This window comes from Jeotgalibacillus aurantiacus, assembly GCF_020595125.1.
Taxonomy (GTDB): domain Bacteria; phylum Bacillota; class Bacilli; order Bacillales; family Jeotgalibacillaceae; genus Jeotgalibacillus; species Jeotgalibacillus aurantiacus.
This window is the reverse complement of record NZ_JACNMS010000005.1, coordinates 50612-74247: the sequence shown is the minus strand read 5'-3', so window position 1 is coordinate 74247 and position 23636 is coordinate 50612. Positions and strand designations below refer to the sequence as shown.

Sequence of the window (23636 nt, the reverse complement as noted above, 5' to 3'; positions counted from 1 at the left end):
AGTCTACGGAATGACCCGGCACTTTTAGTATTACAAGAAAAATATCTATGAATCCGACAAATCCCTTTTAAAAACCCTTAAATTAGATTGAGAAGGTTCATCAAATGTCTGCGAAGGATGTTCTCTCTATGATTTTATAAAATCACAATCATTAAAAACCCCCTCGGTCAAATTAACCGAGGGGGTTTTCATATTACGGATTCACTTATTCCATCAGGAAGTTTACACCTGAAAGATCCGATTTGTTTTTGTAGGTAGCATAAGCATATACGTTATAGTATTTGCCAGCCTCCAGCTTTTCTCCATTGATTGTGCCGTCCCAGGCAAACGACTGGAATCCGGACTCTACATCTTCAACAACTGAGATATCACCAAGGTACGTGACAGGTGCTCCCGCTGCATTGGATGAATAGACAAACAGTTCAACTGTCTCAGCTCCACCAGGGAAGTATCCGCTGATTGTAAACGCATCACCATTTTGCTCTACACCAAGGCTTGATACGCGTGGGTAGTCAGGCTCCTGAATGAACAGGATCGTAGGTACATCTACCGTTTTCTCACCATCAGATACTTTGATGCTGCCTTCGTAATAGCCTGGAGCTAATTTAGACGCATCAACCTGAACGTTCATGTTCACCTTTTGTGTTGCCCCTGCATGGACGCTTGTGTTCTTGCTGGTACTGACTTTAATGGCACTATTGTTTGCACCGAAGTCTACGTCGAATGAATACGTTTTACGCTCGTCAGATAGGTTCTTTACTTCAAAGTGATTCTTTTCAACCTGCTTACCTTTTGTTTTATCAAATACGCCGAATGAGTGGCTGCCATTACCAACAAGAATATCTGTTTCAATGGCTGCAGGAACACGAATACTTCCCGCTCCCTGTGAGTTATGCGGATATGATTTTCCTGTCGCCGGGTCAATCAGATCCTGTGCAGTATTCATCAATGATGCTTTTACATCGTCAATACTCCAGTCAGGATTAGCCTGAAGGATCAGTGCAGCCGCTCCTGCCACGTGTGGAGATGCCATACTTGTTCCCTGAAGCGCAGCATAGCCGTGTACATTTTCATCATGCGTCGGGATTGTGCTGACGATGTTCACACCAGGTGCAGACACGTCAGGCTTTACCATCCAAGTATCGATAACCGGACCGCGTGATGAGAATCCAGCCATTGTTTCGCCTACTTCACGGTCGAATGCTACGTTGAATGACACTGTGTTATTTTCAGCTTCAAGCTCAGCCAGAAGCTTTAGTCCATCTTCATTACTCATTTTAATAGTAGGAAGTGAAATGCCTGGGATATCAGGCTGTACGCCAGGAACATTGTTGAAAATAATCGCGCCAACGGCTCCTGCCGCTTTTGCATTATCTGCTTTATCAACAAATGGGAAGTTTCCTCGCTGGATCACAGCGATTTTACCTGTCAGATCTTTCCCTTCGAAATCCTCCGGCCCGCCAAGACCCACATATTCAAATTCAAAATCCTGTCCATTTAACGCTAAAAGCTCCTCATCACTCGGGAAGCCCATTACGTTAGCTGATGGATAGCTGACGCCTTCAGACGTTTCCACCGCTGCTGTGTAAACATTGTATGGAAGCTGAGTAGCACCTACAGAGATCGCTTCACGGGAAGTACCTGGTGAACCGACTGTCCAGTTATTCGGACCGCTGTTTCCATTAGAAGTAACCGCCACAACCCCTTCAGACATTGCCCAGTCAAGTGCGATCGACGTTGCCCAGTCCGGGTCATTCAGTGAATTCCCTAGTGACAGGTTCATCACGTCCGCTCCATCCTCCACTGCTTTTTCAATTCCCGCGACAACGTTTTCAGTTGAACCGCTTCCGCCAGGTCCAAGCACACGGTAAGCCAACAGCTCAGCATCAGGTGCTACGCCCTTGATCGCTCCATTTGCTGCTACCGTTCCAGCTACGTGCGAGCCATGAATGGTCGATTCTCCTCTTGGGTCACCATTTGACGTTTCCTGAGGATCCTCATCGTTATCAACGAAGTCATATCCTTTATAATCACCGAACGCGTGAGCTAAATCAGGGTGCGTATAATCAACACCCGTATCAATAACCGCTACTGTAATTCCTTCACCTGTAAACCCGTCAGCCCAAGCCTCATCAGATCCGATAAATGGAGCACTGTCGAACATTTCTGTACTGATTTCATCAGAAGAAAGATCCGTTGCTTCACCGACAACCGACGCCGTGTATGTAACGTTTGGATAAACTGCTTTTACCCCTTCGATTGCCAGCAGTTCAGGTATCGCACTTTCAGGCAGCGCAACAGAGAAACCTGAGAATACTGAATCGTATTCCTGATTCACATCAGCTTTAGATACTGCTTTTTTCAGTGCCACTTTTACTTCATCTCTTTCCAGCTTCAGTTTTCCTTTAGACTGCGCAAGACCTTTCAGCTTTGCTTCCGCTAAAGATGGAGCATCAAGCTCGACAATCACGGTTGCTTCTTTGCCTGACTGAAAGTTAAAATCTCCTTTCAGCAAAGCCAGTTCATCTGCATTCTTCACGTTCACTCCCGCATTTGCACCGGCCCCCATGCCGAATGCAGATAACGCAAGCAATAATGCAGATGTCGAAAGTACTGATCTCTTTGTATTCTTTTTCATTCTTTTTCTCCCTTCAATCTCAGAAAATTTGTATCAAACGTTTTACTTTATTTAAAGCTCCTTCCTCATTTTTTCATAAAATAACGAACATAGTTAATATTCTGTTAATTTAACTGGTATTCCTTGAGTTCATTTCCTTATTTTTTCTCGAATGGGATTAGTTCATTTAACATATTACTTTTCTCTTATATAGTCCGATGGATACACAATACCTACCTACCCTATAGGCTATAAACGAGAATAAAAGACAAATGCCAATTTTCATCACTTGTCCAACCAAAATTCTATGAATCTCATATTCTAATTCTAGGAGGTGAAAATAAATGACATGTAAAGATCACTACAAGCGCCCTTTAGGAACGATTGGTCAGTGTGACTGTGACTGCCCTAAGCGTCCAAAGAAGGAAAAGCCTGAGAAACTGCTGTTTGAAAACTGTGCACCATTTGCAGGCGGACCGAACACACCAAACAATATCATCTTTGACGTAGAGCCGAATGACCTTCGCGTCACATTGGCTGCTACAATTGAAAACTTCAGCAACAACGGACTGAACATCACGATTATCCGTCGCAACAGCCAGGAAACCATCCCTGTACAGGCTGGTTCTTCCCTGACATTCATCCATGATGAAGTCGTGCGCGTAACCGTCAACTCATTCGGCCAGAATTACACAGGTTCTTTCAAAATGCAGGTATTGTACGAGGCTTAAGTTAAAAAGACACCGGGGGTGACCGGTGTCTTTTCTATGTGATTTTGAGTTTGTGAGGTGGGCGGATGTTTTCGTGAGTTCAGGGGGCGGGGTTGTGAGGTTAGGAGTTGAATTCGTGAGCTTAAACCTTACTTTTGTGAGTTCCGCCTGTGACTTCGTCAGTTTAGTGTAAAAAGGCCCAGTCCAGCTAAAAAGATCTTTTCAAACAAAAAAGACCCGCCCTCAGGACAGGTCTTCCTCAAATTTAATTCAATTCCACGTTGTGATACACCTGCTGTACATCCTCAAGATCTTCGAGTGCACCGATCAGCTTCTCAATCTGTGCCTGATCTTCTTCAGATACTGACACATCATTTTGAGCAAGCATTGTCAGCTCGGCTACAGTAAATTCCGTAATGCCGCTATCCTTTAAAGCCTGTTGAACCGCGTTATACTGGTCAGGTTCTGCATAAATAATGACTGCATCATCTTCTTCAAGAATGTCACGGGCATCCACATCTTTTTCCATTAACAGCTCCAGTATCTCATCAGCAGTTTTTCCTTCCACGCCAAATACCGCAGTAGAATCAAACATATAAGACACAGATCCGCTGACACCCATATTCCCGCCATTTTTACCAAATGCGGCACGCACTTCAGAAGCAGTGCGGTTTACGTTATTAGTGAGCGCATCGACAATAATCATCGATCCTGCCGGGCCAAAACCTTCATATCGGAGGCTGTCATAGCTTTCTTCACCGCCGCCTTTTGCTTTTTCAATTGCGCGCTCGATGATGGCTTTTGGCACATTGTATGTTTTAGCACGATCCAGTACCATACGCAAAGCTGTATTGGCTTCCGGATCCGGCTCTCCCTGCTTGGCTGTTACATATATTTCACGCGCGAATTTATTGTAAACCTGACTTGTATTCGCGTCTTTTGCTGCTTTCTTTTCCTTAATATTGTTCCACTTACGTCCCATAATTGGTCACTCTCTTTCCGTGAGTTGTTCAAAATACCTGCCTATTCACTATACTTATTTTAACAGAAGAAGGCAACTGATGACGTCAGTTCAGGGACAGGATTGAAAAAGTGTTGCGTCCCCTGGCCTTCGCCTGATAAAGGGCTTTATCAGCAGCTTTTAAAATTTCAGCCGGTGAACAGGAAGTGTTTTCAACAACAGTCATTCCTATACTCGTTGTCACACTCATTTCCATGCCATTAAAGTGAAAAGGATCGCGAATCGCAGACAACATTTTATCCGCCACTTTTGAAAGCTTATCTTCATTTTCAACCCCGCGCAGTAACACGATAAATTCGTCACCGCCTAATCTTGCAACAAGATCAGAGCTTCTCGTGCTCATCTTAAGCCGCCGACCAAATTCCTCAATGACTGCATCTCCTGCATCATGTCCCAGTTCATCGTTAATCGTTTTAAAATGATCAATATCCAGCATTAAAACTGAAAATGGCTGCCGCCCAGACTGCTGCTCCTCTTCCATTGTTTTTTGGAGAAGCCGGCGGTTTGGTAAGCCTGTTAAAGAATCATGATAAGCAAAGTATTCAAGACGTGATTCCTGCTTTTTATTAAACGTAATGTCCCTAGAAACAACCACCATATAATTAAATTGATCCTGGTCATCAAAAACAGGCGTTCCATGGAGTTCCGTCCACATCCACTCTTTATCATGGTGCTGCTGGCGCAATTGTAGCTTCCAGGGGGTGCCCTGCTGGATAGATTCTATGAAAGAAGCTTCCAGTTCAGGTAGATATTCCTCTTCTACCCGATGAGAAAACAATTGCCCTTCATATTCCCTCTCATGATAACCTAGCACCTGCCGGTAGGATGGAGATGCATAAATAATCGTACCCTTATGATCAACAAGCGTGATCAGGTCCTGTGCATTCTCTGCAATAATTCTCAGCTTCTTTTCACTGTCCCTGAAGCGTTTGATAGCATCCATTTCTGTTGAAATATCTTTGAGTATCCAGTAAATACCTGTGACTTCATGATGAATCATAACAGGAACAAAAATAGAGAGTCCGTCTATTTTTTTCCCATTCATATATACCTTTGTACGAAAAGACGAGGCTTCACCTGTTTTAGCTTTTAGGAAAGCGTGATGAACCTCCGTTAAATCCTTCTCCTTGAACCATTCCCGAAAATGAATTTCCTCCGGCTCTGATTCCCATCCAATATACGCTCCAGCAGCACGATTGCCGCTAATTGTAATTCCATCGAGATTCAAGTAAAAAATAGCGTCCAGATTATGATCAAACAGCGAGCGGAATCTTTCACGGCTTTCAAGAGCCCGTTCTCTTGACTCCTCTGCGTCAAGCTCCGCCCAGGTTGATTCTGTAATATCATTTACGAGCGCAGTAATATGAGTGCACTCTCCCTTTTCATCCATCAAAGGGGAAAGCCGGGTTTTAGAATAATAGGTTTCTCCAGATAGAGCTGTATAGGAATCTTTATAGACGACATCTTCCTTTGTTTCCGCAGCCTTACGATACTGGCTATATAAAAAGGAAGATAAATCAGGCTGAATACACTGGATCGGTTTTCCAAGATCCTCATCCGACAAGCCTGAACGCATCTTCGCCTCTTCATTCAAAAAAGCATAAGTAAACTCACCGTCAGGCTCTGCCTTGACGATGAAAACCATTTCCTTTATGCCTTTCATCACAGCTCTAAAAAGTAATTTTTCCACACTCACCTTTGCCACCCTCTCATATCAGCCCGTTTATATTACAGAGTGATGATTTAATAGTAGTAGGGACTTAGGTAAATGTAAAGAGGAAGTGTGAGTCATGAGTCTCATATTTCTTAGATATCGGAGCATATCCCCCTTTCCTTTGTTCAGCAGCAATGGGGAGGGACTGGAAACCTTTCGCTTTTCTGTAGCAGGAGTCTCCGGGGGAATACGCCTCTTTGTTATAAAATGCTGATCTATTTAACTAAGACCATTGAAATGTCACAGTATTGTTTTCATAGACAGAACAAATAATTAACAATAGGATAGGTTAACCATTTAAAGTCAACACGTTATGAAGTACTGAATTTCATTCACTCATGCGCTTTCCACACTTCCGGCAGCAGCTCTGTGATTTCACTTGCCAGCATGGTGTGGGACGATTTTGTTTTGATCCATTCATCTGCGCAGGCTCCATGCAAATAGACTGCATTTAAAACAGCATGCTTCCAGTTTTCATGACAGCACAGCATGCCTGAAATCATGCCTGTCAGCACATCACCTGTTCCACCTTTGGCAAGTGCGCTGTTACCGGTCGGGTTGATTCTCGTCTCTCCATCCGGAAAAGAAATGACAGTTTCTTCTCCTTTTAGCACAATGGTTACACCAAATGTTTGTGCCATTTCTTCAGCAGCCTGAATTCGTGCTTCTTTGGAACCTTCCAGCTCTATTCCCGAAATCCTTTCAAACTCCCCCGGATGAGGAGTCAGGATAACGGGTGCGTTCCTGACTGCGTATGTTCTTTTTGAAAGCGCTCCTGCATCCAGGACAACAGGTAGATCCGTCCGTAGAAAACGATCAATGATTTTTTCTGTCTCAGGACCCGGTTCTCTCCCGGATCCGCATGTCAACACACGATAAGTAGAGAGATCAAGGTCCCCTCTCATTATCTTCTCACTGAATTCCGGCACATACGTTGCTTCCTGTAAATGAGCAGATACATGAGGAAAAACGGATTCATCCGCCCCCATTTCGAGCTTACCCGCACCACTGCGCAGGCATGCCATACCGGCTAGAATCGCAGCGCCCGGCATAAACGGACTGCCGACCGCGAGCAATGCCGTGCCAAATGTTCCTTTATGTGCATCTGCCAAACGAACAGGAAGTGTCTCCTTTACATCATCTGCTGTCCACATATGTCTCTTCTCCTTTTATTTATCCGTTTTGTTTCACCAGCTCTTTATGCTGAAATGGGCATTTACCCGTAACAGGATTAATGTCATCGCCAATAAAGGATTGTTTCCATTCATGATGATCCGGATCCCCGTAATGACTGATATCCGGGTGCTTTGGCAGCTGATCCCACTTTTCAACGCGTTCCCTTACCTTTTCCCGGGACATGATTCCTCCCTTTTCCGTTCCCTCGAGGCCTTGAAAAATCGCACGGGGCTGAAATCCAAGCACCATCGCATTGCCAAGATTCCTTGTTTTCCGCTGCTTATAGGCTGGTGCATTCCCAAAAACGAAAATCGGTTCTCCATCAAAATGAAAATCCCAAAGAAAATGATCAGGGTCTCTCGGATGTTCTTCAGGCCAGGCTTTCTCATCCTGCTCATGAAGATACTGAAGAATCTCCCAAAATTGAGCGCGGTAATGATCAAGCTCCTGCTCCACTTCAAACGGTTCCACAAATAAAAACAAACCGTGCTTTATTTTTGTTTCTGATTTAAAAAGTGCGAGAAATTCACCGACCGCCTGAGGAAGATTAGACCAGTCTTTTTGCGATATGTAGGCATAGCGAAGCTCCCCTTTTCGCTGGCCTTTCATTCCGAAATAGCATGGAAACGTTGGATCAAGCACAGTCTTCTCAAACGTTTTATACTCCTGCACGAGCCAATCAGGCAGCCTTTCATGATCCTGCATATCCTCTTTCGTCAATAACCCGGAACTTTTATTCACCATTTAAATCCGCCTCCAAAAATATGTAATGGTAGACATTACCCTCACACTAAAAATGTAAACAATTAACTATTTTTTTCAACCAGCACAATCAACACGAATTGTTCACACATTATTTAGCTGAATCTTTTATAATGCCTAATAGACATGGAGGGAAAAATCATGATGAAAACTCATATCGGACGATTCCGTATGATGGGATTGGTTGAAGGCGGATCCCTGCTCATTTTATTATTTATTGCCATGCCATTGAAATATATGGCCGGCATTCCGGAAGCTGTTACACTCGTAGGATCTATTCACGGTTTCCTATTTGTTGTTTATGTTATGCTTGCGCTTTATACGACTTTTAAAATCAGGTGGCATTTCATGTGGCTGTTCAGCGCTGTTGCTGTCGCGTTTATACCGTTTGGGAATTTCGTGCTGGATCGGAGAATTGAGAAGAGGTTCAGCTGATAGAAAAAACCGTAACTCTTATGATAAGGGTTACGGTTTTTCAGGTTGCTGAATCTCCAAATCGTTCCAGTTCATCCCTTCGCTTTCTACGCAGCAGCCTCATCCGTCTGCTTTTTCGTTTTCACAAAAAAGGCGAGAACGAGTCCGATGACAGCTGTGATACCTGCTACGACGAAGGAAATGTTGACGCCTCTTATCATGCCGCTGACGCCTTCATCAGGAATCTGGGTCATGGTCATCACAGTGACTAACAAGGCAGTACCTACAGCACCTGCCACCTGTCGCATCGTATTATTCATCGCTGTACCGTGTGGAATCAGGTGGTTAGGCAGCTGGTTCAGACCCGCAGTGGTGACTGGCATCATGACCATAGATAAACCAAACATACGGAACATATTCACAACAGCTAAATACATAAATGTAGTCTCAGCTGATAGGTTTGTGAACATGAATGTCGTAATGGTCAGAATCGACATCCCAGTAATCGCTAGCCATCTCGCTCCGAATTTATCAAACAGTTTTCCTGCTATTGGACTCATGGCTCCCATTAATAGTGCCCCTGGAAGCAGCATCAATCCGGATTCAAGTGCGCTGAATCCAAGCATATTCTGCATGAGAAGCGGCAGAATAACCGCTCCGCCAATCATCGCAATAAACACAATCATGCCAATAGCTGTTGTCAGCGTGAATATCGGGTTTTTAAATACCCTGAATTCAAGCATCGGCTTTTCAAGATGATTTTGTCTGTAGATAAACCAGGTTAGTGATACAGTTCCAACTACGAGCGATCCAATCACCTGCCAGCTTAACCAGCCAGTGTTTCCTGCTGTACTGAATCCATATAATAGTCCACCGAATCCAAGTGTAGACAGCGCAATCGAAAGCGGGTCCACTTTTGGAAAGGTTTGCTTCGTTACATTTCTCAAAATAAAATACGCCACAATGATATCAATGATAATGACCGGCAGAATAATATAAAACAGGCTTCTCCAAGGGAATTGATCCACCATCCAGCCGGATAACGTAGGACCAATCGCCGGTGCAAAGGCAATCACAAGTCCAAACATCCCCATCGCAGCCCCGCGCTTTTCAACCGGATAAATTAAAAACAGGATGGTCTGCATTAATGGCATGATGATACCCGCACCTGATGCCTGTAAAATACGTCCGACCATCAGAAAGCCAAAGCCGGGTGCGATCGCACATATAAGTGTACCGAGCCCGAATAAGCCCATCGCAGTTAAAAATAGTCTTCTCGTTGTAAATCTCTCTATCAAAAAAGCCGTAATCGGAATCATAATCCCGTTTACCAGCATAAATACAGACTGCAGCCACTGAGCCGTACTCGCCTGTAAATTAAGGTCAGCCATGATAACCGGTAACGCTGTAGCCAAGAGCGTCTGATTTAAAATGGCGGCAAAAGCTCCTGAAATCAACACGATCAGGAGCGGAACTTTATTAAAGGAAGTCGTATCCTTTGGCCTTTCCTGTGCATAAGCCATATTAATCCTTCTTTCTTTATTTTTTGATCAATTACTTGTATGATACAACTATATGCTTGTATCATACAAGTATTCAGCTTCAAAAACACGTTCAGGAAAAGGCGGTTTAAAATATGAAAGAAGAATCCCTTCGTGCCATTGAGCTAGAAATGGCGATATTGGCAAGGAGAATCACAACAATTGCTCTGAACAGAAAAGACGAAAGCCTCGTGCGCTCGGCTTATCTGTTGCTGCATCAAATCTCAACAAAAGGGCCAGCCGGCGTAAAAGATCTCGCTGAGGAACTTCAGCTCGACATCTCAACCGTCAGCAGACAGGCAGCCTCCCTCGAGCAGAAAGGGTACGTTAAAAAAATTCAGTCCCCTTCAGACAGACGCTCCTACTTCTTTGAGTTGACACAAAGCGGCGAAACAGAAATGAAGCAATACCGGAACATCCGCCGCGAAAAAGTCGCAAACCTCTTAAACGACTGGACCGACGAAGAACGCGAACAGTTCGGGAAACTGCTGAGTAAATTTAATGAAGCGATGAAGGGTGTGAAATAACAAAATATTTTGAGTGCGAATGAAAGTTTCGCAGAATTTCGCCCCTCGTTCAAAACATTATACACGAGGTTCGCAGAATGTTGCTGTTCGTTCAAAAGATTTTCAGCCTGGTTCACAGGATTTTTTGCGAGTTTCTCAGGATCGGGAGTATTGAACCAAACAAGGGGGACGGAGCGGGTGTTCCTTTTTGGAAAATTGAACACCCGCTCCGTCCCCAGGCATGTTTGTCATTTCCTCATCATAAACTCTCCTTAGCTGCTTTTCGAGAGGATGATTATCTTTGACAACAGAGCATCATGCAACTGAGACTTGTTTGTCGTTTATCCATAAAAATCTGCGGATTGAGGCGCAGGTGACGATTAAGCCAAAAGTGATCATTGGTGATGGTTATAAGGTGGAATGTTGCGACATTCATCCTTGTTCGGAAGATGAGAAATCTTCGTATCCCCGGTTCGGTTTGAATAAGTATTTATCTAAAGAAAAAAAGCCTGAAGAACCTTGCAAGTTTACTGTTAAACAGGATTTATGTATAAAAATCCCCCTTGTTTTCTCAGCCGAAACGACTGTAGTCCCCAAGGAAGTCATCTGTGATACGGAAGAGAAAGACGATTAAGAAGCAGACATTTGTCTGCTTCTTATCTGTACATTGTTTTGTGTACCCTCTTAGCTTTGAAGACTTCCAATGGTTCACTGAATTACGGCACATATTCGCAACCATTCAAGGTTTGTTTCTGACAGCTTATAGAGCCGCTTTTATCCGTCTACATCATTTGACGGACAAACGTTGCCAGGCACTACATCACCACAGGCTCCTCCTGAAGGAACCGCGTTAACACCTGCAGAAAATTTCAATGGAACTGTTACACAGATGACCTGAGCCACATCAAACGTACAGGATCCGGTATTCGGAAGCGGATCAAAATCATTAATATCCGCGCAAGCCACATCGATAACCGGACCATTAATACAAGTCACTGTAGCCTGTCGAGCCTGTACCCTTGGTGTCAAAGTAACCGTTGCCTGCGCACAGATTTCAGCGGTCACGTCCTGTGTACATGCCGGAATCTCAACGCACGGAATTTGCAATCCGTCTACAAACCCTGCATTTGTCTCGTTAGCAGCACCGCCACCGCCACCAACCTTGACGCCAAACCTACCTGAAAAGAAGGCAAATAATTCCGGGCTCACATTATAGACAAGCTGGAGAGTCACACACGTTTCAGCTCCAACTTCGATATTGCCAAATTCAACCTTGAAGTTCGGCACTGCAAAAAATGCATCCCCTGCCGGATCAATGACTAGCGAAGTCCCGCCAATCAACGCTTGAACAGGCAGTGCTCCCCCTTCACAAAGCTGAAAATTCACATGACTGATTCCAACACCCGGAACATCATTACAGTTGCAAATCCTGTAGAACACACTTGTTTGTCCAGGACCCGGACCAGCCTGTGGAACACCTTGAAGCTGAACACCATATTGAAGCGTTCCGCCATCTGGCACATTTACGCACAAAAAATCCCCAGTGAAAAAATCTTCACATAATGGACATGCCATTACATCACCTCCTATTTTATAAATTTGATGGACATACGTTACCCGCGACGACCTCACCACACGCACCACCAGACTGAAAAGCATCAACATCCACAAAGAAATCAAGCGGAATCGTCACACAGATCACTTGCGATACTGTAAACTGACAGCTTCCATTATTGTTAAACGGCGTAAAACCCTCAACGTCCTCACAGTTTGTGTTAATCAACGGACCATTAATGCATGTCACAACCGGTGTCAACGCCTCTACCTTAGGAGTTAACGTCACCGTTGCCTGAGCACATACCTCAGCCGTAACCTCCTGCGTACAAGCAGTGATCGATGGCGTCTGCTGCAAAACAGAAGCCCTGGCAACAGATGATAACCCTGTCCCATTCGAACCGCCGCATCCACATCCATTCTTACTTGAACCCAATACATTCACCCCCTTTTAAACCCGAATAATGTATCCTATTCAAAAAAGGGACGGGTTGAATGGTTGCTTTACTTGTATCTGCAAAAAAAGGGACGGAGCGGGTGTTCATTTTTTAAAAAATGAACACCCGCTCCGTCCCCCAGGTTCCCCAGATTCACAGCAATCCAGCCATCTTCAATCCGTGCACAATTCCATCTTCATCAACAGCCTTCGTGACAAACTTAGCCGACTTCTTCACTTCTTCAAGCGCATTGCCCATGGCAAAGCTGTTTTCAACAGCGGTTAGCATTTCGATATCGTTCAGTCCGTCACCAAAGGCGTATTGCTGCTCTGGTGTAAAGCCCATCTGTTCAATGATTTTTTCAATACCTTTTGCCTTTGATCCGCCTTTTGGAATAATATCAACCGAGTAGCGGTGCCAGCGAATGAAATCAAATTCTCTGAAGGCTTCCCGGTACGGCTCCTCTTCCCCTTTTTCACAAAATAAAAGCGACTGGTACAAGTCACGTTCGCGGTAATAATCAGGATCATGCAGCGGAACCCGTCCAATTTTTAATGTACCGATGCTCTCTTCAATGTATTCATGCTCGGGTACGTTGGCTTTCATATCCTGATGATCCATATAGACAACAGGATGCTCATTGCGAATTGCCTTCTTCGTTAATTCATCAAGCGCTTCCGCATTGAGTTTATTCGTATAGAGCTCCTCGCCCTCATACACCACATACTGTCCGTTATAGCTGACAAATGTTTCGATGCCAAGGTCCTTTCTCAGATCCTCAAACATAAATGGTGCCCGGCCCGTTGCAATTGCGACAATATGTCCCTTATCCTGAAGATCAAAAATCGCCTCCCTTGTTGAAGCCGGAAGTTTCTTGTCATGATCGAGCAGTGTTCCGTCAATATCAAAAAAGATGATTGATTTTTTCATCGTAACCCAACTTTCTTTTTAAACAGTTTTACGCTCCACAAGTGTAGCAGAAATTTCAGTGCTGGACACGTCAGAGCTAAGCACCTGTCTAAACAGGTTTCTTCCCATCTCCTCTAAAGGAAGGTCAAAGGTCGTAATCGACAGCATCCTTGCGATTGGATGATTATCAAAACCGATTACCGCAAGATCTTCAGGGATACGAATCCCTCTTTTCCCCGCAGCTGACATGATACCTGCCGCAACGTGATCACTCGTTACAAGCAGCGCATCAGGTTTTTTCTCAAGGTCTTGAAGCTGTTGAACTACACTATCTCCATCCTCAAGATCGTAACAGCCATCAAATATCCATTCTTCACGAAAAGGCTGACCTTTTCCTACTAAAAAATCCCGGTAAGCGGTCTCCCGGGCGAGACTGTTTGAGCCCGAACGTCTTCCAATACAATAACCGATCCGCTCATACCCCTTCTTTTCTAAATACCCGAGCGCTTCCTGAAAAATACGGTAATGGTCAACAAATGTATAAGAGATTCTTTCATCCATTTTCTCACACATCACAATTGTTCCATAAGACTGATAGGCTTCAATCACGCTCCAGTTGCACTCCCGTGAACAGAATATGAGCCCATCCAGCTGTTTCTGCCTCAACAGCTCAAGCGCTTCAAGCTCATGATCTATTTCATAATCCGTCTGAAATAAAACAAGCTTCTTCTGGTGAACCCTTGCTTCGTGTGCCAAACCGTTCAATAAAGAGGAGAAATACGGGTGATCGATAAAGGGAAGTACAATGCCGATCATCCCCGTTGTTCCTTTACTCAAATGGACAGCATTAATGTTTTTGACATATCCGCATTCCTCCATAGCTTCAAGAACAGCAAGCCGTTTTTCCTGTTTCACATACGGATGCTCATTTATGACCCTTGAAACCGTTGTAACCGATACTCCCGCTTTCTTAGCCACATCACGAATATTTGCCATCCTCTCACCTCAACGAAAATAATCCTCAATCGATTCAATCGGTTGCACCTTTTCGGGTATTACCCGGCTTCCCGAAACACAAGCCCAGTAAACTACTGCACACATTCCTGCTAAATAAAACATACGCGTCTCCCCCTCTTGGTCCGTTTAATCGAACGTAAAGGATGAAACGCGTTTCAGGTCAAGTCTATTAGCTATTTTTCTCTAAATATTTTTGAATGAGCTCCTGCGCTCTTTTTTCACCTTCATCTGTAAAAACAATAGACCTTGACTTTGATTTCAGGTTATCACGTATCAGTTTTTCATCAGCAAGCTTATTCATCACGCCAAAATCATAGCCCTTCCAACTTCTCTTAAAATCGGGAAAGTCATGATCGTGAAACGCTGTCAGATAAAGCAATAGAAGGGTCAGTTCCTTGATTTCCTCAAAGCTTCTCTCCATCAGAATCCCTCCTCCTTTTGAAAAAATCTCTTTTTCAGTTTATCAAACCTTTGTTCAAACTGGTATCAACAGAAGAAAAAAGCCCAATGAGTATCTCATTGAGCCCATAATCAGGAGCGGTATTTAAGTGCTAACCCCTTCAGGAAATTACGCGCGTATTTATCTCCGCATTCCTGATAATTTTTGTGTCCCTCTTTACGCAACAGGGCACTTAATTCACCTTTTGTGACATTTACACCAGCTGATTGAAAAATCTCAAGCATTTCCTCACTTTTTAAAGCAAGTGCAATCTTCACTTTTTTAAGCAGTGCATTGTTGACACTCGACTGATTTTTAATTAACCGCTCCGGCTGCGCAGACTGTCCCGGCTTCGGCTGCTGAGGTCCCCGTTTAAACACAATCAGACCATTTAAAAATGACTCCAGCATCGCATTCGTACACTTCATGTGGTCTTCCGTTTCGATCGGCTCACCCCAGTCATCATAGACTGTTTTGGTCAGAATCTTCAGCGCGTCATCCATCGTAACTTCATAGCCGCCAAGCGCAAAAATCTCCACCACTTCCTGATTTTTTAAATCGAGTGCATATCGTAAACGAACGAGTATATCGTTATTAGTCATGTGAAAAAGCTCCTTACATTTCATTTAAAAGGTCTCGTTGACCCTTTATGAATTATAACATGACTGCAGCACATTTCCCGAGTGAAATCAGAATTGCCCCATCTCCTCATTTGTCTATGAGGTAATGAGGCAACTGATTAGACTGTTTTCATGGCACGCTTAAATTGATACATTTTCTGATCAACGATTGCGTAGAGCTCATCCATCGTCATCGAGTTCTGGTAATGATGGTAGCCGTAACTGAAGGTTAACTGCTGCAATAGTGGATCCTCACTACGGCCTAACGTCTGTTTGATATCATTAATGATTTTTTCAGAATGTGCCTGATCATTTTCGATTACAATCACAAACTCATCGCCACCAAGCCTGCACACAAATGCAGATTTGCGGCACGTTTTTTTCAATATTTGACCGAATGCGACCAATACTTCATCACCCCGCTGATGTCCATATTGATCATTGATCTCTTTAAAATGATTTAAATCCATCAGCATAACAGAAAAACGGCGGTTTCCTTCTATTAAATATTTCAAATATGATTCATAGCTTTGCCGGTTGTAAAGCTTCGTTAAAAAGTCCTCTTCCGTGGTGGTTGATTCCAGAAAAGTATAGGAAGCAAGAACGCTCAGAACAACCGTCGTCCATGAAAAATAAAGCTTGGAATCAAACAGCTGAACAATCATGCCAATAACCGGAAGAAGAAAAAAGCCGATAAACAACAGCACAACGTAAGGGTGGGTTCTGCGTCTGTTTTTCAATACGAAAAACAGCATATACAAATAGAAACTGCCGAGCACAACATAATGCAAATCCTTAAAATCACCACTGCTGAAGCTGTTTCTCACCGGATCAATATAAAAATAAACCGGATAAAAAATATTAATGATTAAAACAAAGAATGTAAGTATACTGGCTCCCTGATAATACATTCTCTTTTTAATGCGTGCAGGATCTTTAAAGAGATGATAGTCAACGTATGATAGCATTACCCCTCCAAGAACCGGTCCCAAAAGAAACAATAAAAAATTTGTTGAATACTCCAGAAAATACGCACCCGGAAACTGCTTACTGTCAAAAATCCAGGTCAGCGGCTCCATCACAATGGCAATCGCACCTGTCAGCATAATGACCTTCAACAACGACTTACTGTAGCTCTCAACCCTCGACCTCATTCTCATAATTGCATACAATACAATGATAATGGCAATGGCAAAGATGTTAATTTGAAACTGAACAGCATACTCCACTCTCTGTCTCCCCCAATGCTGCTATGATGAAATGACCCTGCGGTAAGAATAAATCTATTATCCTACTATTTTCTTTTGAATTAAAGATATATTTTTCAGAAATTTCACAAATTAATACATTATTATGTATCAACACTTCTTATCTGCAGAGTACAAGCCAGCGAAATGAGCGGTGAGACTTATCTGATTGAATAAAAAAAGACCTGAGCGCATCAGGTCTTTTCGAGTATCCAAATTCCTAGTAATCCCTGATCACCCTGCCGTTAAAGGCAGCTTCAATGTCAGGATAATCCGTGGCAATACTTATTAGTCTCGACAGCATATTTTCCTCAGCGATCGAACTGAGGTATACAAAAGGTAAAGGACTTTTCGTTTCCTCTGTTTCAATCGTGGAATCCATCTGATAAAAGGTCAGTGCTTCTATAACAAAGGAATACAGATCCCCTTTCCAATAATCCTTCGCAAAATCCTCAAAGTTCATGGAATTCTCCTTCTTCAGCTGTCAATAAACCTCCTCATATCCACCTGTTTCACGGTCGATTATAAATGTACGCACCGTCACCGTTTTCGGAATAAGCGGATGCTTCATGATCAGCTCTTTATTTTTTCTCATCGCATCGTGGACATCAGACGGTCCAGCCAGCCAATCAAGTACATTATGCTGGACGGCATCCAGATAATTCAAGGTATTTAACGTGTGATCCGTGATTCCTGCTTCCTTCATTTTCTCAAGCAGGTCATCCAGGTCTTGATGCTGCCCTTTCTCTGCCACAATATAAATGTCCTGAACACCTTCATTGTAAAGGGCTAGAATCACGTTTCTCATCAGACATCCGTAAGGCTGGGAAATCAGGGCACCATAGCTGTTAAAGACTAGCAGCTCCTCCGCTCCCCGATTTGTAATTTCTTTTAAAGACGAATCTACTCTCTGATCGAAATCCGTAATCACCATCACTTTTTTTGTATCAACACGATCCATCATTCTCATCTGTTTTTCCTCCTTATTGAATCCATTTTGCGATTTCAAAATAAACCGGAATCCCAATGATCAAATTAAACGGAAACGTGACACCAAGAGACAGCCCGAGATAAATCGACGGATTCGCCTCCGGCACAGACGTTTTCAAGGCAGCAGGAGCAGCAATATAGGATGCACTTCCTGCCAGAACCCCCATCAGGGCAGTCCCTCCAAGTGACAATCCAACAAGACTTCCAACGACGACACCGATCGTACCAAACACAAGCGGCGCAACCATACCAAAGGCCAGAAGCTTGAACCCGTACTGCCTGATCTCTGGGAGTCTCTGACCGGCAATGAGCCCCATATTTAATAAAAACAAAATGAGAATACTGCTATATAAATCTATAAATAAAGGTTTTACAGCCGGGATCGCACTTTCTCCAAGAACCAATCCGATGAAAAGACTGCCCATCAGCAAAAACACACTTTTCCCAAACAGGCTCTCCCTGATCACCTCTTTATCAATCAGGCCAGACGGGAAGGCCACAAATCCTGCTCGCTGTGCATAACCGGACAGCTCCTTTTTATTCTCAAGTACCTTCAGTAGCAGCAGTGAGACCAGAATCGCCGGGCTTTCCATTAACACAACCAGTGCATTCATAAATCCTTCATAAGAGGTACCCGTCTGATCAAGAAACGAAATGGCCGCACCGTATGTCACAATACTGATGGATCCATAAGTGGCTGCAAGTCCAATTGCATTTTTCAAATCCATCCCCATCATTCTCATTGCACCAAGCGTAAGGAATGGGATGATTGCACCTAGAAATAATGCTCCTAGAATCGGAGAGAAAACAGATTCGATCGAATAGTTGGCAAGCTCAATCCCACCTTTTAGCCCAATCGCAATCAGCAGATAAATACTTAATGCATCACTCAGTGCTTTCGGAAAAGCCAGATCAGACTTCACCAATGCTGCGATAATTCCCAGCACAAAAAACAAGACCACCGGTGACAGCAAATTTTGCATCACAATTTCATTCATCAACTTACCTCCTGAACAGTCAAAAGGAACCCAATAAAAAAACCGGCACTTTCAACATGCATACAGTTGATACTGTATACATGGAAAGGCCGGTTTTTCTTTAACTGACAAACAGTCTTTTAAAGAACTCCCTCTTTATTTCTCATTAAGCTTTTTTTCAAGATTTTCATTGAGCTTAAACACCATAATACGCTCACCTGTGACGGAGCTGATGTCGGTATAAAAGCTTGTCACTTCAACTGAAGCGATGTCCAGTATGATTTGTTTCAGCGTATCAACACCCGACTCCACAAGGCCCGAGCGCGTTTTTTTAACAGACAGCATCCCGTCAAGCGTTTCACACACACGGTATTCTGCAGGTGTCAAAATGCCATTTAGACAGACAATGATCATATTTCTCAAAATATCTGCCTTTACAGACACTGAACCTCTCCCAAGAAAATCCTTCTCCCACTGGGTGATCGCCTTGCTGATCTCCGCTTCAATCGAGCCTTTTGTCTTCGTCACTTTCATCACCATTCCTGCTCCCTCCAACAAAAAATCGATTTATTCCCAGACTAATCCCTTAGCCAGGAAATAAACCGATGTATTCTAATTCCAGCTCTGATAACCTATCCGGATTTCCTCATCCCGCCAACACATGGTTAACGACCTGCTTAAATCCAATCCATCATCAAAGATAAATGTAATCTCTCGGATATTTTATTACTAATAAAATACGTTAATTTTTTTTTCGTGTCAATAGACATGACTTGATGTATTTTATTTCCACAATATCTTCAGTTTACATTTAAACAGAGGGCATTCACTCATTTAGCCCGCTCCATTAGAGCTGCTAAGGCTACAATGTCTTAAAAAACCTCTATAATTTAAACTGCGAAACGGCTTCCTGCAGGCTTTCTGATAAATGTGTTAATGATTGAGCAGAAGAAGATATTTCCTCCATTGTTGCGAGTTGTTCCTCTGTGGCAGCAGAGCTGTCCTGATTTGCACCCACATTTTTTACCGCAATATCCTGAATGCTTTCTATCAGTGTTGAGATCTGAATGCTTAACTGCTCTATATCCTTGATGGATAACGTCACGTTTTCTGCTTTATTGGAAACGTCTTTAATGGACTGACTGATCTCATCAAAAGATTGTTCAGCCACTTCAGTTGCTTCTACACCTTCATTAACTTTAACATTCCCTTCATCAATTAAAGAAACGGTCTTTTTCGTATCCATCTGGATATCATGGATCATTTGAGAGATTTGATCGACTGACTTTCTCGATTCCTCTGCAAGCTTCCTTACTTCATCCGCCACAACCGCAAACCCCTGACCCTGCACACCTGCTCTGGCCGCTTCTATCGCAGCATTTAACGCCAGCAGATTTGTCTGATCAGCGATATCAGTGATGAGTCCGAGTATATTGCCTATTTCATTTGAGCGATTACTCAGTGAATTAATAGATGTGCTCATATCACTAAAAGCTGTTTTCACATCATTCATACGATTGACGACCTGCTGAATTGATTGAATCCCTTTATCAGCCTGCTCGTTGGTCATTTTTGTTGAATCACTCATTTTAATGCTGTCTGAATTGATGACTTCAACAACCTGCACCATTTTTTCCAGAGAAGCTGATACATCATTTATTTTGTTAAGCTGAACCTCTGCCCCTTCTGAATTATGCTGGGCAAGCTGAGCCAGGTGCTCTGTGGCACTTGCAGTCTGTTCAGCACTTGCCGTCAATTCTTCAGCAGATGAAGCAACCTGAATAATAGAATCCTTTGTTGTTTCGATCGTAGATTTGACGTTTGAAATTAAGTTGGTGACTGATGCCTCCAGCACCTTAACCTCGTCTTTTGAACTCATCGTAAAATTCTCCTGTGACGTTTCCTGCAATGTCTTAATAAATCTCTTAACCGGATTTGTAATGCCTCTTGTCAAATACATGTATACGGCTACCGTGATCAGCAACGCCAATACCGTAATCGCAACAATAATCCAAAGACTTTGACTGACCTGATTCTCCGTTCTTTCCCACGCATCATTCGTCAGTTTTAATGTATCCTCATAAATCAGCTGATGCGTTTCCCGGTAGGAGTCAAAAGCCGCTTTCCCGTCACCAACATTTGCACGGGCTTCCTCTATCTCTCCTGCCTGCACTAGAGCAATTTCAGATTCAAAGTACGCCTGTATCGCTTCTATTTGCGGTTCGGCCTGATTGATTAAATCCGCCATTATCGGATGATTTGCAGAAAGGGAATTGATGGTCTCTAAACTGCTGTTTATTTGTTCTTCTCCGGCATAATAAGGTTCTAAAAATGCTTCATCCCCCGTGACGAGGTACCCCCGTATCCCGGTTTCCTGATTCACAAGCCCGGTCAGAATATTATTCGCTGCATTTGAGATAGGAATCGCATCATTGACGATACTGCTACTCTCATTTTTAATATTAAACAGGCCGGCTATACTGAAACTGACAATACCACCAATACACAAAAAAATTGCGAAAAAACTCAACAAAATCTTTCTTCCGATCGACATCCAAAACACTCTCCCTTTAAATAAAATGTGCACACCATAAGCTACTGAAACTGATCTATGAAAACGATTGCTTAAAACTATTTGTGCAGATACTTGTTTTATGTAACAGGGAAATAGTGCTTCGTTCCGCAAAAATTTTAATCAAGGGACGTCAGACTATTTTATGGAACAACAAAACCTACTGCTTCAATTGCAAAGTGAGTTACAGACACGAGGCTATCTAATCGTGTCAACAGGGCGCCAAATAAGTAACAGCATGATTGAAGAGTAGGTTTCTTTAAGATTTTTTGTAAGGAATCTAAAATGTCGGATCATGGTGAAGGTATATTGCTTGTAGGGTTGAAGACTCTTAGAGGTATGATAATGAATGGGCAATAAACAAAATGTCGAAAAATGGTGAAAAATGAAAATATCAACTCTGCGACTAATTATAGTAGATAACTAAATTTATGTAAATGTTATTTTTTATGATTATTCAGAGAGAAAAAAACTTATATTTGATAAATTCGACATACGAAATTTGCAAGAATGACAACTTTAAATATGCAAACGACTTTTATTTTATTCCTCAAAAATTCAAAAGATAAACCAAAACCCCTGGATCGTTCTGAATAGAAGGATTCAGGGGCTTATTAAAATGTAAATTTTTTATAATTAACCGCATTAAAATTAACCTGCAGGGCAAATTAACATTCCCTTTTTAAACTTATTCCAAGAATAATAAAAATCAATACTTAATAAACCATAGATCTATTGAGTAACAAGCTCTTCTTTTTTTATGTAAGTGGCATCCTTAATCGCCTTAACAACTAAGTCCGGGTTTTCCAAGTGAATGGAATGATGACAATTCGTTTTGATCTGTATCGTTTTTTTAGTCAGCTTACTCAGCAGTTTTTGATGCTCAATCCAAACAGAATCTGAGTTGTTAGATGATAAAATAGTCACTGGAAGATCTGGATTCAGCGGACTGGCGTTTGAAACCTGTAAAGCCGATCTCTCACTGTACAAAAACTCTTTATAAACGGCCTCATAAGATTTTTGATGATATCCTATATAGTCAGCATACTTCTGATAAGACCCCGGAAAGCGCTTCCTCCCCACCGGCTGCTTAAGCAGCTTAGGAAGACCAATGCCAGAAGTTAAATATCCAAATCTAAATACATTTAGATTCTTTTGATGTGTCTTTTTACGGTTATGATCCCACTTACGGCTCAGATATCTATTTTCGTGTACAGCATCAATCAAAATTAAGGCTGCTACTTTTTCCGGGTGCTTACTTGCAAATAACCTCATATTCAATCCGCCAAAAGAGTGTCCTACTAAAACATATGGAGGCTTAATCTGTAACTCATTCAAGACATTCACTAAATCATTTACAACATTCTCGCTAGTGTGTGATGTATTTATTTCTGAACTCCATCCATACCCTGGTCTATCAAATGATAACGTTCTTGAAAATGTTGTAACTTGTGGCTGAACATTAAACCAATCCAATGAACAGCAACTTAACCCTGAATCAAATATGACAGTATAATCTGCATCCTGCTCACCTGAAACGATTGTATGAATGTATCGATCTCTAATCTTTATCTTCTGGCCCATTCCCTCAACTTTTCTTTTTTCGTTTATGTACATATTGGTTAATGTGAACGGAAAACCAATTAGATCTATTGCACGCTTTATCCCTTTATCAAAATTCAATTTATTTATCCTCCTTTATTCAAGGAAAATAATACCACATAATCAGAGGAAATAGCAGGAGATTACTGAAAGTAAGAACCTGTTTATCATTTATCTTTGTTTTATACGGACAAACGCTCATTACTGATAATCACCCGGAGTCCCCCAGTACTCAAACTTGTTGTACAGTGGATTTGTTGAACGAAAATGAATCCATATTGGTGTACAGTCTAACGCAGAATGAGCTGCAAAAAACTTTCTATCACCAAACCTTATTGCCTCTAAAGCTAAAGGCAGCTCACGTCTGAAAATGGCATCCCGTAAAGCGGTAACTGCCGGGTCAAACGCGTCGTCAACATACACAGATACGTATAGAAATGGACATCCATTAGCCAATTTCCATTCTGCAAGCACTTCGTCCCTCATGGCATTGATCTTTTGATAATCAAACTGCTGATCAATCGTTAGAAAAAGGTCTGCCGTGATGTCGGAGTGCGTTAATGTATACTTACGGCCTATAACCGGTTCCGTCATGGTTATACCGTTTTTGAATTCAACATATAACTGATCCGGATTGAGCTTTTTCATTGGTTCACCCTCCTTCTCAATACTCCACTTCCCACTCATACATTTATGTGATTTTCCAATCATCTATGTTCAACTATATGAATTAATACAAAAAAGCATCCACTACATTTAAGTGAATGCTTTAACATGTGATGATATTTATCTCTAACTCATCAGACTGTTG

24 protein-coding genes are annotated in these 23636 nt (G+C 42.5%); 4 read left to right on the top strand and 20 right to left on the bottom strand.

What is annotated here, in order from left to right:
* Positions 1 to 205 precede the first annotated feature (205 nt).
* Entirely contained in the window at positions 206 to 2638 is a 2433-nt protein-coding gene (locus tag H7968_RS14875) for a S8 family serine peptidase (RefSeq protein WP_319799506.1), read from the bottom strand.
* Between the two features lie 323 nt (positions 2639 to 2961).
* Between H7968_RS14875 and H7968_RS14865 the strand changes: the two genes are divergently transcribed.
* Entirely contained in the window at positions 2962 to 3348 is a 387-nt protein-coding gene (locus tag H7968_RS14865) for a hypothetical protein (RefSeq protein ID WP_227396884.1), read from the top strand.
* Positions 3349 to 3592: 244 nt separating this feature from the next.
* Here the strand turns inward: H7968_RS14865 and H7968_RS14860 are convergent, their stop codons facing one another.
* From H7968_RS14860 to H7968_RS14845, 4 genes are all read right to left on the bottom strand, one after another.
* The gene (locus H7968_RS14860; RefSeq protein ID WP_134372969.1) at positions 3593 to 4309 is read right to left on the bottom strand and encodes a YebC/PmpR family DNA-binding transcriptional regulator; all 717 of its coding nucleotides are present in this window, start codon (positions 4307 to 4309) and stop codon (positions 3593 to 3595) included.
* A gap of 85 nt (positions 4310 to 4394) precedes the next feature.
* On the bottom strand, positions 4395 to 6038 hold the full coding sequence (locus tag H7968_RS14855; RefSeq protein WP_227396883.1) for a sensor domain-containing protein: 1644 nt from the start codon (positions 6036 to 6038) through the stop codon (positions 4395 to 4397).
* A 356-nt stretch (positions 6039 to 6394) separates the two neighbouring features.
* Complete coding sequence (locus H7968_RS14850; protein WP_227396882.1) at positions 6395 to 7216, bottom strand: NAD(P)H-hydrate dehydratase; 822 nt, start codon at positions 7214 to 7216, stop codon at positions 6395 to 6397.
* 19 nt (positions 7217 to 7235) lie between these two features.
* Positions 7236 to 7982 (bottom strand): YqcI/YcgG family protein, encoded by a 747-nt coding sequence (locus H7968_RS14845; RefSeq protein ID WP_227396881.1) that lies wholly within the window; start codon positions 7980 to 7982, stop codon positions 7236 to 7238.
* 159 nt (positions 7983 to 8141) lie between these two features.
* Between H7968_RS14845 and H7968_RS14840 the strand changes: the two genes are divergently transcribed.
* The gene (locus H7968_RS14840; RefSeq protein ID WP_227396880.1) at positions 8142 to 8435 is read left to right on the top strand and encodes a DUF3817 domain-containing protein; all 294 of its coding nucleotides are present in this window, start codon (positions 8142 to 8144) and stop codon (positions 8433 to 8435) included.
* Positions 8436 to 8521: 86 nt separating this feature from the next.
* On the opposite strand, the gene H7968_RS14835 is transcribed toward H7968_RS14840, so the two are convergent.
* Positions 8522 to 9937 carry an MDR family MFS transporter gene (locus tag H7968_RS14835; RefSeq protein WP_227396879.1) on the bottom strand — a complete coding sequence of 472 codons (1416 nt, stop codon included), beginning with the start codon at positions 9935 to 9937 and terminating at the stop codon, positions 8522 to 8524.
* A 113-nt stretch (positions 9938 to 10050) separates the two neighbouring features.
* Between H7968_RS14835 and H7968_RS14830 the strand changes: the two genes are divergently transcribed.
* Both H7968_RS14830 and H7968_RS14825 read left to right on the top strand, forming a co-directional pair.
* Positions 10051 to 10482 (top strand): MarR family winged helix-turn-helix transcriptional regulator, encoded by a 432-nt coding sequence (locus H7968_RS14830; RefSeq protein ID WP_227396878.1) that lies wholly within the window; start codon positions 10051 to 10053, stop codon positions 10480 to 10482.
* 280 nt (positions 10483 to 10762) lie between these two features.
* The gene (locus tag H7968_RS14825) at positions 10763 to 11095 is read left to right on the top strand and encodes a hypothetical protein (protein ID WP_227396877.1); all 333 of its coding nucleotides are present in this window, start codon (positions 10763 to 10765) and stop codon (positions 11093 to 11095) included.
* 140 nt (positions 11096 to 11235) lie between these two features.
* Here H7968_RS14825 and H7968_RS14820 read toward each other — a convergent pair whose 3' ends face one another.
* The 14 genes from H7968_RS14820 to H7968_RS14755 form a co-directional block, all read right to left on the bottom strand.
* Entirely contained in the window at positions 11236 to 12036 is an 801-nt protein-coding gene (locus tag H7968_RS14820) for a hypothetical protein (RefSeq protein WP_227396876.1), read from the bottom strand.
* A gap of 16 nt (positions 12037 to 12052) precedes the next feature.
* The gene (locus tag H7968_RS14815) at positions 12053 to 12451 is read right to left on the bottom strand and encodes a hypothetical protein (protein WP_227396875.1); all 399 of its coding nucleotides are present in this window, start codon (positions 12449 to 12451) and stop codon (positions 12053 to 12055) included.
* Positions 12452 to 12605: 154 nt separating this feature from the next.
* Positions 12606 to 13382, bottom strand: coding sequence for a Cof-type HAD-IIB family hydrolase (locus tag H7968_RS14810; RefSeq protein ID WP_227396874.1), 777 nt, complete (start codon positions 13380 to 13382; stop codon positions 12606 to 12608).
* Between the two features lie 18 nt (positions 13383 to 13400).
* Positions 13401 to 14357, bottom strand: coding sequence for a LacI family DNA-binding transcriptional regulator (locus H7968_RS14805; RefSeq protein ID WP_227396873.1), 957 nt, complete (start codon positions 14355 to 14357; stop codon positions 13401 to 13403).
* Between the two features lie 190 nt (positions 14358 to 14547).
* A complete protein-coding gene (locus H7968_RS14800) occupies positions 14548 to 14799 on the bottom strand; it encodes a DUF6429 family protein (RefSeq protein ID WP_227396872.1) in 252 nt (83 codons plus the stop codon).
* 110 nt (positions 14800 to 14909) lie between these two features.
* The gene (locus tag H7968_RS14795) at positions 14910 to 15419 is read right to left on the bottom strand and encodes a YehS family protein (protein WP_227396871.1); all 510 of its coding nucleotides are present in this window, start codon (positions 15417 to 15419) and stop codon (positions 14910 to 14912) included.
* A gap of 137 nt (positions 15420 to 15556) precedes the next feature.
* Positions 15557 to 16666, bottom strand: coding sequence for a GGDEF domain-containing protein (locus H7968_RS14790; RefSeq protein WP_227396870.1), 1110 nt, complete (start codon positions 16664 to 16666; stop codon positions 15557 to 15559).
* A 238-nt stretch (positions 16667 to 16904) separates the two neighbouring features.
* A complete protein-coding gene (locus H7968_RS14785) occupies positions 16905 to 17147 on the bottom strand; it encodes a DUF6407 family protein (protein ID WP_227396869.1) in 243 nt (80 codons plus the stop codon).
* 21 nt (positions 17148 to 17168) lie between these two features.
* On the bottom strand, positions 17169 to 17654 hold the full coding sequence (locus H7968_RS14780) for a carbonic anhydrase (protein WP_227396868.1): 486 nt from the start codon (positions 17652 to 17654) through the stop codon (positions 17169 to 17171).
* A 13-nt stretch (positions 17655 to 17667) separates the two neighbouring features.
* Entirely contained in the window at positions 17668 to 18672 is a 1005-nt protein-coding gene (locus H7968_RS14775; protein ID WP_227396867.1) for a sodium-dependent bicarbonate transport family permease, read from the bottom strand.
* A 135-nt stretch (positions 18673 to 18807) separates the two neighbouring features.
* Positions 18808 to 19179, bottom strand: coding sequence for a DUF2294 domain-containing protein (locus H7968_RS14770; RefSeq protein WP_227396972.1), 372 nt, complete (start codon positions 19177 to 19179; stop codon positions 18808 to 18810).
* 355 nt (positions 19180 to 19534) lie between these two features.
* Positions 19535 to 21205, bottom strand: coding sequence for a methyl-accepting chemotaxis protein (locus H7968_RS14765; RefSeq protein ID WP_227396866.1), 1671 nt, complete (start codon positions 21203 to 21205; stop codon positions 19535 to 19537).
* A 750-nt stretch (positions 21206 to 21955) separates the two neighbouring features.
* Positions 21956 to 22906 (bottom strand): alpha/beta hydrolase, encoded by a 951-nt coding sequence (locus H7968_RS14760; RefSeq protein ID WP_227396865.1) that lies wholly within the window; start codon positions 22904 to 22906, stop codon positions 21956 to 21958.
* A gap of 120 nt (positions 22907 to 23026) precedes the next feature.
* Positions 23027 to 23473 (bottom strand): staygreen family protein, encoded by a 447-nt coding sequence (locus H7968_RS14755; protein WP_227396864.1) that lies wholly within the window; start codon positions 23471 to 23473, stop codon positions 23027 to 23029.
* Positions 23474 to 23636: the final 163 nt, after the last annotated feature.

Bases quoted from the DNA above. Each gene is read 5' to 3' on its own strand.
- H7968_RS14800 (WP_227396872.1), bottom strand. From the start codon at position 14,799: ATGGAGAGAAGCTTTGAGGAAATCAAGGAACTGACCCTTCTATTGCTT.
- H7968_RS14765 (WP_227396866.1), bottom strand. From the start codon at position 21,205: ATGTCGATCGGAAGAAAGATTTTGTTGAGTTTTTTCGCAATTTTTTTG.
- H7968_RS14835 (WP_227396879.1), bottom strand. From the start codon at position 9,937: ATGGCTTATGCACAGGAAAGGCCAAAGGATACGACTTCCTTTAATAAA.
- H7968_RS14755 (WP_227396864.1), bottom strand. From the start codon at position 23,473: ATGAAAAAGCTCAATCCGGATCAGTTATATGTTGAATTCAAAAACGGT.
- H7968_RS14850 (WP_227396882.1), bottom strand. From the start codon at position 7,216: ATGTGGACAGCAGATGATGTAAAGGAGACACTTCCTGTTCGTTTGGCA.
- H7968_RS14840 (WP_227396880.1), top strand. From the start codon at position 8,142: ATGATGAAAACTCATATCGGACGATTCCGTATGATGGGATTGGTTGAA.
- H7968_RS14795 (WP_227396871.1), bottom strand. From the start codon at position 15,419: ATGACTAATAACGATATACTCGTTCGTTTACGATATGCACTCGATTTA.
- H7968_RS14810 (WP_227396874.1), bottom strand. From the start codon at position 13,382: ATGAAAAAATCAATCATCTTTTTTGATATTGACGGAACACTGCTCGAT.
- H7968_RS14805 (WP_227396873.1), bottom strand. From the start codon at position 14,357: ATGGCAAATATTCGTGATGTGGCTAAGAAAGCGGGAGTATCGGTTACA.
- H7968_RS14775 (WP_227396867.1), bottom strand. From the start codon at position 18,672: ATGAATGAAATTGTGATGCAAAATTTGCTGTCACCGGTGGTCTTGTTT.
- H7968_RS14780 (WP_227396868.1), bottom strand. From the start codon at position 17,654: ATGAGAATGATGGATCGTGTTGATACAAAAAAAGTGATGGTGATTACG.
- H7968_RS14830 (WP_227396878.1), top strand. From the start codon at position 10,051: ATGAAAGAAGAATCCCTTCGTGCCATTGAGCTAGAAATGGCGATATTG.
- H7968_RS14860 (WP_134372969.1), bottom strand. From the start codon at position 4,309: ATGGGACGTAAGTGGAACAATATTAAGGAAAAGAAAGCAGCAAAAGAC.
- H7968_RS14845 (WP_227396881.1), bottom strand. From the start codon at position 7,982: ATGGTGAATAAAAGTTCCGGGTTATTGACGAAAGAGGATATGCAGGAT.
- H7968_RS14820 (WP_227396876.1), bottom strand. From the start codon at position 12,036: ATGGCATGTCCATTATGTGAAGATTTTTTCACTGGGGATTTTTTGTGC.
- H7968_RS14875 (WP_319799506.1), bottom strand. From the start codon at position 2,638: ATGAAAAAGAATACAAAGAGATCAGTACTTTCGACATCTGCATTATTG.
- H7968_RS14865 (WP_227396884.1), top strand. From the start codon at position 2,962: ATGACATGTAAAGATCACTACAAGCGCCCTTTAGGAACGATTGGTCAG.
- H7968_RS14785 (WP_227396869.1), bottom strand. From the start codon at position 17,147: ATGAACTTTGAGGATTTTGCGAAGGATTATTGGAAAGGGGATCTGTAT.